The organism is Kitasatospora sp. NPDC127121, assembly GCF_042677305.1.
GTDB lineage: Bacteria > Actinomycetota > Actinomycetes > Streptomycetales > Streptomycetaceae > Kitasatospora.
In genome coordinates, this window is the sequence record NZ_JBHXTQ010000093.1 from 1 (window position 1) to 11,070 (window position 11,070).

8 protein-coding genes are annotated in these 11,070 nt (G+C 75.6%); 2 read left to right on the top strand and 6 right to left on the bottom strand.

The window, feature by feature from the left end:
• Positions 1–253: 253 nt before the first annotated feature.
• Entirely contained in the window at positions 254–544 is a 291-nt protein-coding gene (locus tag ACFVHI_RS32190; protein WP_380345288.1) for a hypothetical protein, read from the top strand.
• Between the two features lie 231 nt (positions 545–775).
• Here ACFVHI_RS32190 and ACFVHI_RS32195 read toward each other — a convergent pair whose 3' ends face one another.
• From ACFVHI_RS32195 to ctaD, 4 genes are all read right to left on the bottom strand, one after another.
• Positions 776–1,156 carry a pyridoxamine 5'-phosphate oxidase family protein gene (locus ACFVHI_RS32195; RefSeq protein ID WP_063346182.1) on the bottom strand — a complete coding sequence of 127 codons (381 nt, stop codon included), beginning with the start codon at positions 1,154–1,156 and terminating at the stop codon, positions 776–778.
• Positions 1,157–1,235: 79 nt separating this feature from the next.
• On the bottom strand, positions 1,236–1,955 hold the full coding sequence (locus ACFVHI_RS32200; protein ID WP_063346183.1) for a response regulator transcription factor: 720 nt from the start codon (positions 1,953–1,955) through the stop codon (positions 1,236–1,238).
• Between the two features lie 177 nt (positions 1,956–2,132).
• On the bottom strand, positions 2,133–2,660 hold the full coding sequence (locus tag ACFVHI_RS32205; protein ID WP_380345291.1) for a hypothetical protein: 528 nt from the start codon (positions 2,658–2,660) through the stop codon (positions 2,133–2,135).
• 117 nt (positions 2,661–2,777) lie between these two features.
• A complete protein-coding gene (gene ctaD / locus ACFVHI_RS32210; RefSeq protein WP_380345321.1) occupies positions 2,778–4,424 on the bottom strand; it encodes a cytochrome c oxidase subunit I in 1,647 nt (548 codons plus the stop codon).
• 693 nt (positions 4,425–5,117) lie between these two features.
• Here ctaD and ACFVHI_RS32215 point away from each other — a divergent pair.
• Positions 5,118–6,944 (top strand): BTAD domain-containing putative transcriptional regulator, encoded by a 1,827-nt coding sequence (locus ACFVHI_RS32215; RefSeq protein ID WP_380345292.1) that lies wholly within the window; start codon positions 5,118–5,120, stop codon positions 6,942–6,944.
• On the opposite strand, the gene lanKC is transcribed toward ACFVHI_RS32215, so the two are convergent.
• Together lanKC and ACFVHI_RS32225 are read right to left on the bottom strand one after the other, a co-directional pair.
• Complete coding sequence (gene lanKC, locus ACFVHI_RS32220; protein WP_380345294.1) at positions 6,937–9,588, bottom strand: class III lanthionine synthetase LanKC; 2,652 nt, start codon at positions 9,586–9,588, stop codon at positions 6,937–6,939. The two genes, ACFVHI_RS32215 and lanKC, sit on opposite strands and share 8 nt — an antisense overlap.
• A 70-nt stretch (positions 9,589–9,658) precedes the next feature.
• On the bottom strand, positions 9,659–10,921 hold the full coding sequence (locus ACFVHI_RS32225; protein ID WP_380345296.1) for an MFS transporter: 1,263 nt from the start codon (positions 10,919–10,921) through the stop codon (positions 9,659–9,661).
• Positions 10,922–11,070: the final 149 nt, after the last annotated feature.

Below are 11,070 nucleotides of genomic sequence, written 5' to 3' on the forward strand. Positions count from 1 at the left end.
CGACGAGCATCGACCTCGGATATGTCCCCATCCATGAACAGCTCAACGAGCTAACCCGACAACCGTCACGGTAAGCACCGTTGCAGTACTAGGGCTGCCCTACGGTTTCGCCGGACACCTGAGCCTGCGCGGGGCACGACAGGCGGCCGATACCTACCACCGGCACTACCGGCCTTCACCTGGACACCCCGAACCCGACCTGCTGCTCAGCCTCGGTGTCTACCTGGCCGACGACCCGGGCCGGGCCGCCGCATTGGCCCGCGTCCCGGCCACCGCGCTCCTGCACGCCCGGCAGGGACGCCCCTCGCCCCTGCCCACGGTGCCGCAGGCCGCCGAGATGCAACCGACCGGGCCAGAGCAGGAACTGCTGCACCGCCGGCTCACGGACTGGCTGGTCGGCGACCAGCAGACCGCGGTGGCGCGTCTGTGCGATCTGGCGACCGAGCTCGCGGCGACCGAGATCTGCGCGGTCACCAGCATCGCCGACCCCGACGAGCGAGCCCACTCCTACCGACTGCTGGCGGCCGCCGCCTGCTCGGTCTGAACGCCCAGCGCAGTACCGGAGGGACCTGAGCCGACACGATGAGCATGCCTGGCACCGATCCACAGAGCGCGGCGGTCCGGCCCGGGCGGAGCGACCGGACCCCGTCACCGCCGCCGGCCCGACCCCGTTGCCCGACCACCCCGACAAGGAGGACCTTCGCACGATCATCCTCTTCACCGTCCAGGTCCGGTCGACCTGGCTCACCGGCGCCGGACCCGAGACGTGGCCGCCCTAGTTGGTGCGCGGGGGAAGGCGGCGGCCGACGACGAGTTCGGGGCGGATGCGGATCCGGACGGCGCCGGGGGCGCGGCCGACGGCGGGGCCCACTTGGGCGCGGCCGAGGACGGTGACGTACCAGCCGGAGCCGTCCACGCCGTCCACCTCGTCGGCCTCGAAGGCGATCACGGCGTCGTCCACGGCCCGCGCGAGTTCGGAGCCGGCCGGGGCCGAGAGCAGCACTCCGCCGCCGTCCGACAGGTCGAGCCGGAAGGACACCGGCAGCACCGCCGGGAGGGCGCGGATGGTGTAGACCACCCGGCCGACCGCGGCCCTGGCCAGCAGTTCCAGCGCCCGCTCCCGGTCCAGTTCGAGCAGGTCGTGATCACCGTTCATGCCCTCGATGCTCGCCCCGGCGGTGGCGGCGCCGCGAGGGCCGATGGTCCCGCCGGGGGTCCCGGGCCCGGACGTCGCGTCAGCCCCGGAGGGAGCGCAGGTGCCCCGGCTGCGCGGCGGCGGCCGCCTGGCGCAGCTCGGTGGAGATCAGCGCGGCCTGCACCCGCCGCTCCACGCCCAGCTTGGCGAGCAGCCGCGAGACGTGGTTCTTCACCGTCTTCTCGGCGAGGTAGAGCCGTTCGCCGATCTGCCGGTTGGTCAGGCCCTCCCCGATCAGCGCCAGCACCTCCTGCTCGCGCACGGTCAGCGCGGGCCCGGTGGTGACGGGCTGCGCGGGCTCGGCGTCGCTGCGCAGGCGGTTGAGCAGCCGGGTGGCGGCGCCCGGGTCCAGCATCGAGCGGCCGGAGGCGACGGTCCGCACGGCGGCCACCAGGTCGGTGCCGCTGATCTGCTTGAGCACGTACCCGGCGGCGCCCGCCATGACGGCGTCCAGCAGCGCCTCCTCGTCGTCGAAGGAGGTCAGCATCAGGCAGGCCAGGCCGGGCATCCGGGAGCGCAGTTCGCGGCAGACCGACACCCCGTCGCCGTCGCCCAACCGGACGTCCAGCACCGCGACGTCGGGCCGCAGCGCGGGCACCCGGACGAGCGCCTGCTCGGCGGTGGCGGCCTCGCCGACCACCTCCAGATCGGGCTCGCCGTCCAGCAGGTCGTGCACCCCGCGGCGCACCACCTCGTGGTCGTCCAGCAGGAACACCCGCACCGGCGCCGGTGCCCCGGCGCCCGCCGTCTTGGTCGCCATCACGCGGCTCCACCTTCGTCACCCCCGCACACTCCCGGCAGGGCCCAGGGCATCATCGCCCACCGGCCGCAGCAGGGCCCAGGGCCCAACGACCCCATTCGGGCGAGCGCGCGGGCGGCGCGGCCCCCGCAGGAGCCGCGCCGCCCGTAGGCCCTGTCCGGCCGAGGGGAGGGGCCGTCAGCGCCGCCGCGCGCTGCCGAGGCCCGCCAGCAGGAAGGCCAGCGCCACCCCGGCCCCGCTGACCGCCGCGAGCGCCACCCGGGAGCCGACGGCGCCCTCGTCCGACAGCAGGATCGCCACCGCCCCCAGCGAGGCGACGGCGGCGCCGACGACCAGCCACCCCGCGAGGGTGACGGCGGCGGGGCGGCCGGAGCGCGGCGCCGGCCGGGCGCCCAGGGCCGCCCAGCGGGCGGCGGTCTCGCGCTGCTCCCCGCGCCGGTCCCACCGGGCGCGGACCCGCAGCGCCGCGCCGCCGACCAGCCCGGCGAGGGCGATCTGCGCGGCGGGCCGCCAGTCGGGCAGGGCGAGCAGCAGCCCGCCGGCCATGGCGAGGGCGGCCCACCACAGGACGCAGGCCGCCGCGGCCGTGCGGGTGGAACGGGGCCGGTCGGCGCCGGCCTGGAGGTCGGCGATGGCGGGCAGGTACCAGACGCAGCCGCTCGCGGTGAGCGCGGCGGTGCCGATGGCGAGGACGGTGTGGGTCATGGGGCCGGCCTTCCAGGTCGCGAGGGGGGAGCCGTCCCCGCCCGTGACGGGGGCGTGGGCGGGGACGGCGGTCGGTGGGTGTTCGGAGCGGGTGGCCGGGGCGCGCCCGGCCTCGGGTCAGCTGTCCACGGCGGACCGCTCGCGCTCCGCCCTGGTCTGCGGCAGGTCGTACTTGGCCGGGGTCACGTCGCCCAGGTGGGTGGCGGGCTTGCCGGTGTTCTCCAGGACGTCCAGGGCCGCGATGTCGGGGTGGTGCAGGTCGAAGGCCGGGGATTCGGAGCGGATCCTCGGCAGCCGGACGAAGTTGTGCCGGGGCGGCGGGCAGGAGGTGGCCCACTCCAGCGAGCGGCCGTAGCCCCACGGGTCGTCGGCCTCGACCTTCTCGCCGTACTTGGCCGTCTTCCAGATGTTGTAGAGGAACGGCAGGATCGACAGCCCGAGCAGGAAGGAGAAGATGGTGGACAGGGTGTTGAGCGTGGTGAAGCCGTCCGAGGCCAGGTAGTCGGCGTAGCGGCGCGGCATGCCCTCGGCGCCGAGCCAGTGCTGGACCAGGAAGGTGCCGTGGAAGCCGACGGTGAGCGTCCAGAAGGTGATCCGGCCGAGCCGTTCGTCGAGCTTCTTGCCGGTCATCTTGGGCCACCAGAAGTGGAAGCCGGCGAACATCGCGTAGACCACGGTGCCGAACAGCGTGTAGTGGAAGTGGGCGACGACGAAGTACGAGTCGGAGACGTGGAAGTCGATCGGCGGGGCGGCGAGCAGCACGCCGGTGAGGCCGCCGAACAGGAAGGTGACCAGGAAGCCGACCGTCCAGAGCATCGGTGTCTCGAAGCTGAGCGAGCCCTTCCACATGGTGCCGACCCAGTTGAAGAACTTGACCCCGGTCGGGACGGCGATGAGGAAGGTCATGAAGGAGAAGAACGGCAGCAGCACCTGCCCGGTGACGTACATGTGGTGCGCCCACACCGTCACCGACAGGCCGGCGATGGCGACGGTGGCGGCGATCAGCCCCGCGTAGCCGAACATCGGCTTGCGGCTGAAGACCGGGATGATCTCGGAGATGATCCCGAAGAACGGCAGCGCCAGGATGTACACCTCGGGATGGCCGAAGAACCAGAACAGGTGCTGCCAGAGCATCGCCCCGCCGTTGGCCGGGTCGAAGACGTGCGAGCCGAACTTGCGGTCGCATTCGAGGGCGAGCAGGGCGGCGGCGAGGACGGGGAAGACCAGCAGCACCAGCACCGAGGTGAGCAGCACGTTCCAGCAGAAGATGGACATCCGGAACATGGTCAGCCCGGGTGCGCGCATGCAGATGATCGTGGTGATGAAGTTGACGGCGCCGAGGATGCTGCCGAAGCCGGAGAGCGTCACGCCCATGATCCACATGTCGGCGCCGACGCTGGGCGAGTGCACGGCGTCGGACAGCGGCGCGTAGAGGAACCAGCCGAAGTCGGCGGCGCCCTGCGGGGTCGCGAAGCCGGCGGCGGCGATCAGCGAGCCGAACATGAACAGCCAGAAGGACAGCATGTTCAGGCGCGGGAAGGCGACGTCCGGGGCGCCGATCTGCAGCGGCATGATCCAGTTGGCGAAGCCGGTGAACAGCGGCATCGCGAAGAGCAGCAGCATCACCGAGCCGTGCATGGTGAAGGCCTGGTTGAACTGCTCGTTGGAGAGGATCTGCGTTCCGGGCCGGGCGAGTTCGGCGCGCATGACCAGCGCCAGGACACCGCCGATCAGGAAGAACCCGAACGCCGACACCAGGTACATGGAGCCGATCGTCTTGTGGTCGGTGGTGGTCAGCAGTCTGACCACGGCCGAACCGGGCCGTTTCGGCCGAACCGACGGCTGCGGTACGGAGGTTGGCGGTGGCGTGGGGTCGCCCTGTGCCGGGGTGGCGCTCAAGGACGCACTCCTTAGGAACGTCGTGCGAATGGCTGGCGATCCATGATCCGAACGCACCGCCCCCGCCCCCTAGGGCCGTTCGACCCGCGCCCCCGGGGCCGCACGGCCCGCGTTCCGGCGCCCGGACCGGGACCTCCGGTGGCCGTCGGTCCCGCCCCGGCCCCTCGGGCGGCGCTCACCGCGCCGACGAGCACCGCTGGAGGAACGCCGGAACCGCCCCGGCGCCCGCACCCCGGAGCGCCCCCGCCCGGCCCCGTCCGCCCCGGGGCCCGCACCCCCGGCCCCGGCCCTCCGCCGCGCCCCGCCGGCCCCTCCCACCCCGCCCCACCGGCCACGACACCGCGCCCGCCGGCCGCCACCGCAGCCGGCCGCCGCCGCCCCCGGATGCCGCCTCCCCCAGGTGCCCGAAGTGTGAGGGTCGCGTGAGCGAAACAGGACGATTCCGTGCCCTACAGATCGGATCGGCCGTCAAGTAGCCTGCGGCCACACCCGCACCTCACCGGTCACACCCCCGCTCGGACACGCCCTGGCCCCCACCCACGCCCCGGAGGTACGCCGATGCCCCTGGCCCAGCCCGCCGCCCCCACCCGGCCGCGCTTCTCCGTCCTCGGCCCGCTGACCGGCGAAGCGGACGGCCGCCCGCTCGCCCTCGGCCCGCTGAAGCAGCGGCTGGTGCTGGCCGTCCTGCTGAGCCGCGCCAACACGGCCGTCCCGGTCGACCTGCTCACCGACGCGGTCTGGCCCGAGGAGCCGCCGCGCACCGCCCGCAAGAACCTCCAGGTCTACATCTGCACGCTGCGCACCCTGCTCGGCCGCGACCCCGGGCCCGAGCGGCTGGTCCACACCGCCGGCGGCTACCTGCTGCGGGTCGCCGAACCCGAGCTCGACGTCCTCCAGTTCCGCGCCCTCGCCCGGGCCGGCCGGGCCGCCGCCGACAGCGGCGCGCTCGCCCCCGCCGCCCGGCTGCTGCGCCAGGCCCTCGACCTGTGGCAGGGCCCGCCGCTCGCCGACCTGCGCTGCTCGCCCGCCGTCCAGGCCGAGGCCGACCGACTGGAAGCCCGCTGCCTCGGCGTCCACGAGGACTGGGCGGAGACCGAGTTGGAGCTCGGCAACGCCACCGCCGTCGCCGAGGAACTCGCCGACCTGGCCGAGCGCCACCCGCTGCGCGAACGCCTCCAGGCCGCCCGGATGAACGCCCTGCACCTGTCCGGCCGCCAGCCCGAGGCGCTCGCCGTCTACGACACCCACCGCCAGCTGCTCGCCCGCGAGTTGGGCCTCGAACCCAGCCCCGCCCTGACCGCCCGCTACCGGCAGCTGCTCGCCCACGGCCCGGCCCGCCCCGCCACCGCCCGGCCGGCGCAGCACCCCGGCCCGAGCCGCGCACTGCTGCCCGCCGACGCCACCGACTTCACCGGCCGGAGCCACGAACTACGCGACCTGATCGATGCGTTGGCGGAGGGCGGCGAGCGCGTCGCGGTCCTCTCCGGCCCGGCCGGCATCGGCAAGACCGCCCTCGCCGTGCACGCCGGACACCTGCTCGCCGACCGCTTCCCCGACGGCCGGCTGCTGCTCCGGCTGCGCGCCGAGGACGGCACCCCGCGCCCGCTCGCCGACATCCTCGCCGAACTCGCCGCCCTCACCGGCCGATCCGGCCCCAGACCGGCCGACCCGGCCCAGGCCGCCGCGCTCTGGCGCGCCTCCCTGGCCGGACGCCGGATGCTGCTGATCCTCGACGACGCCCCCGGCGAGGCCGTGGTCCGCGAACTGCTGCCGGGCTTCGGCCCGAGCGCCACCCTCGTCACCTCGCGCAGCCAACTCGCCGGACTGGCCTCGGTGCACCGGGTCACCGTGCCGCCCTTCGCCCCCGCCGAGGCGCTCGACCTGCTCGGCCGGATCGTCGGCACCGGCCGGACCGGCACCGACCGCGCGGCCGCCGCCCGGATCGTCGAGGCCTGCGGGCTGCTGCCGCTCGCCGTCCGGGTCGCCGGCACCCGGCTCGCCGTCCTGCGCCACCTGCCGCTCGCCGAGTACGCGGCCCGCCTCGCCGACCCGGCCGGCGCCCTGGACGAACTCGTCGCCGGGGACGTCACCGTCCGCGCCCGCCTCGACTCCGGCTGGCGCGACCTCACCGACCAGGGCCGCCTCGCCCTCGGCCGGCTCGCCGCCCTCCCGCTCTCCCTGCTGTTCACCCTCCCAGAGGCCGCCGCCGCCCTCGGCCGCCCCGAACGCCTCGCCCTGCGCACCCTGGAGGCCCTCACCGACACCGGCGCCGTCACCTCCCCCACCGGCGAGGTCACCGCCCACGCCGCCCTCTACGCCCTCCCCCGCCTCACCCACCTGCACGCCCGCGAGCACAGCACCGTACTGGCCGACAACCTCAGCTGAGCCCGCCGCGCCGGCCGGCGCCCCTTGGGCCGAGCGTCAGCATGTCCAGCAACTCCCCGCCCTCCAGGCCCTGTTCGACGGCCCGCAGGGCGAGCAGGACGCCCGCCGCCCCGGTGTGCAGGTCCGCCGAGAACCGCCGCAGCCGCATCCCGGGGACGAGCAGCCCCTCCGGCCGCGCGACCAGGTGCCACTGGAGCTTGCGGACCTGCTCGCGGACGGTGTCCCGGACCGCCGGACCGCCCAGCCGGTCCAGCGCCAGCAGCAGCCCGGCGCGGCCCCGGAACAGCCCGGGCTCGCGGACGAATCCGGGGGCGCAGACCCGCCGCACGTCGGCGAGGAACTCCTCGGGCCCGCCGAACTCCCCGAACCCGTCGAACTCCTCGGGCCCGTCGAACTCCTCGGGCCCGTCGAACTCCTCGGACCTACCGCCGCCGAGCGTCTGGTACTCCTGGGCGACGAGCGCGATCCCGCTGCTGCCGCGGTCGAGGTAGGCGAGCCGCCGCCCCCGGTCGAGAACCTGCACCGACCCGTCGGGCACCCGTACGCACTGCGCCACGGCGCGCTCCAGCGCCTCGCGCCCGGAGGCCAGCAGCCAGTCCTCGCCGGTCCGCTGGTACAGCCGCAGCTGGACGAGGGCGATCCCGGCGAGGCCGTACAGCAGTCCGGCCGCCGTCGGCGCGCCGAGCCCCGGGACGGTCTGCCCGCGCAGCACCGCGTCGAGCGCCCGCGCGTCGGCGAGGGCGTCCGCGAGTTCGCGCCGGCTGCCGAGGGCGTCGGCGAGCCGCAGCCGGGCGAGCGCGGCGCCGGCCCGGCCGCCGTGGAGGGCGACGGTGGGCGCGGGCCGGGCCTGCCGGGCCTGTGCGGCCAGTTCGGCGGCCTCGTCGCCGCGGCCGACCCGGGCGAGCACGGCCGCCACGCCGAGCGGCCCGTCGAAGAGCCCGCCTGCGCCCGGCCTCGGGCCGCGCCGCCGCATCGCCGCGATCAGCCAGTCCGCGTACTCGTCGGGGCAGGGCGCCCCGGCCCGGTGCAGCGCGTACAGCACGCCGGCGGCGCCGTGGGCGACACCGGTGCCGCCGTCGGCGAATCCGGCCGGGTCGCCGGGGAAGAGCCGGTCCGGCCGGTCGGGGGTGGCCCCGGCGTGGATGCCGGCGACGAGTTCGTTCCTGGCGGCGTCGAGGGTGGGCCCGGCGAGGAGTTCGCGGACCCGCCGTTCGCCGACCGGTTCCACCGGCGCCACCGGTGCCACGGCGCCCGGCCGCACCGGCCCCTCCTCCGGCCCGAGGCCGAACCAGTGCCGTGCCCGCCGTTCCAGCGCGGGCAGCTTGCCGGGATCGCGTTCGGCCAGCTCCATCACGGGCATCAGCAGCATCAGCCAGGTGGCCCAGAGCATGTGGCGGTCGGCGTCGGCCCCGTCGAGCCCGGGCGGGGGCTGCAACCCGCCCGCGCCGGCGAGCGGGACACGGCGGCCGGTGAGCTCCTCCGCGTACTCGAAGTCGACGAGCACCACCGAACCGTCCGGACGGACGATCACATTGGCCGGGTGCAGGTCGCCGAACCGGACGCCCCGCTCGTGCAGGGCGCCGAGCGCCTTCTCCAGCCCGGCCACGACCCCGGCCACCCAGTGCGCGTACTCGGCGCGCTGTCCGGCGGTGCAGTCCTGGTGCACCAGCGGGTAACGGCGGATCGCCTCGGCGAACAGCTGGACACCCTCGATGTGCTCCTGGACCAGGAAGGTGTGCTCCCAGACCGTCCGGACCTCGTGCAGCCGGGGCACGCAGTCCAGACCGGCGAGCCGTTCCAGCGCCCACTGCTCGCGCCGCAGCCGGGTGACGGCGTCGTCCCCGGCGGCGTCCAGCCCGGCGTGCGGGCGGGCCTCGCGCAGCACCACCCGCTCCCCGGTGGTCCGGTGCTCGGCGAGGTAGATCCCGCCGGCGTTGGAGAACTGCAGCACCTCGACGATCCGGTACGGCAGGTCGCCGCCGGCCGCCTCCCGGGCGGCCAGGTGCGGGCGCAGCTCCTCGGGCGGTTCGACCCAGGCGGGCAGTTGGAACACCGGGTCGCGCCGGTCGGGGACCAGCTCGCCGGACGGGTCGCGCAGCGCGGGCACGGGCCGCCCGTCCTCGTCCTGGCACCACAGCTCGACGAACGCGCCGTAGCGCACGTACACGGGGGCCGTGCCGATCCGCAGGTCGGTGAGCACGTACGGCCCCAGGCGGCCCGCCAGCACCTCGGCCAACTCCGCCGCGACGGCCAGGAACTCCTCCTCCGACGCCGGGTAGACGGTGACGAACTTGCCGCTGCTGCCGCGCCCCATGTACTTGCCGTTCGCGACCCGCAGCGCCTCGTCGCTGCGCAGGAACTTGAACGTCGTGCGGCGCGCCGTGCAGACCCGCGCGACGGCCCGCAGGGTCGCCTCGGCCTCCTCCGGCACGGTCGAGACGTGGATCTTCCAGCCCTGCTCCGGCAGCCGGGCGCCGTCCGGCCGCAGCGCCGTCCACAGCCCGCGCCGTTCGCGCCGCCACCCGGCGGGCGGTGCGCCGAGCCCCAGCTGGTACCGGCCGGCCCGGTCGCGGAGGCGGCCTGGGGTGTCGTAGTACGTCGGATCGGCGAGGCAGTACAGCTGGGTCTCCTGGGCGCCGGCCATGGCGCGCCTCCTCTTCCGGGTCGTCTTCCAAGCTCTTCCGGGTCATTCGTCTCCCGGGCCGCCGGGCCGTTCAGCCTGCGGGCGCCGGTAGCGGTGCCGGGGCCGGCGCCGGGCCGCGCCGGACCGGCGGCGCCCAGGTGACCACGGCCGCGCAGAGCGAGATGGCGAGGGCCAGCAGGGCGAAGGTCCGGGTGCCGCCCAGGGCGCCGAGCAGCGCGCCGCCCACCAGCGGGCCGAACGGCTGGACCAGGGTGGACAGGAAACCGGCGGCGCTCTGCACCCGGCCGATCCGGTCGGGCGGCGCGGCGAGCAGCATGCCGGAGACGAAGCCGATGCTGGCGACCGTGGACAGGCACATGCACACCGCACAGAGCAGCCCGATCAGCAGCGGGATCCGGGTGAGCACCAGCACCCCGGCGGTGGCGGCGGCCGCCCAGCAGCTGAGCGCCACCAGCCTGCCGTCACTCGCCCCAGGGCGCGCTCTGGGCCCAGTCCGGGCCTCCAGCCTCGGGGCGAGCAGCGCGCCGGCCAGGGCGCCGGCCGCGGTGCAGGAGACCACGGTGCCGCCGCCGATCCCGGAGCGGCCGCCGTCGGAGGCCACGGCCAGGGTGGTGAACATCAGCGCGCTGAACGCGAAGTTCATCCCGAGCCCGAAGATCAGCAGCAGGGTGCGCAGGTAGGGCTGGCGCCAGATGAAGCTGAGTCCGGCGGTCAGTTCGCCGCGGCTGAACGCCGCGCCGCTCCTGGCGGCGGGCACCGAGCGGGTCCGCATCAGCGCGACGCAGACGGTGGAGAGCAGCAGCCCGACGCCCTCCGCGAGGAACGGCAGCACCGGGTGCCAGGCGAACAGCGCGCCGCCGGCGATCGGCCCGACCAGCCGGGCGGCGGCGCCGCGCGCCTGCATCCGGGACGACGCCGCGCGGACCTGCTCGCGCGGCACCACCGCGCGCAGCAGGCCGCCGGCGGCGGGCCCGTAGGCGCTGGTGATGAGCGCCCCGGCGGCGGCCACCAGCAGCACCAGCGGCAGCGGGGTGTGGCCGCGCAGGACGGCGATCACCAGCGCGGTGACGGCGAGCAGGCTGCCGACGTCGCACACCCGCATCAGCCGGCGCCGCTCGATCCGGTCGGCGATGACGCCGCCGGGCAGCATGGTGAGCAGCAGCGCGCCGATCGAGACGGTGCCGATGGCGCCCGCCTGGGCGGCCGATCCGGTCTCCCGAAGGACGAGCAACGGCAGGGCGATCGAGGCGAGTTGGGAGCCGAGCGAGGCCATCAGGCCGCCGACCCAGAGCAGCCGGAAGTCCCGGTTGCGGGAGAGCGAGGTGGGCTCCATGGCCGTCCTCCGGGGTGGGGGGTGGAATCGGGCCGGGGGGGGCCGCCCCCCGCGGCGCCCCCCCCCCCGCACCCCACCCCCCCCCCCCCCGCCGGCCGGGGGGGGGTGGCGGCACCAACCCGCGCCCCACTGCTCGACCAGGACTGTCC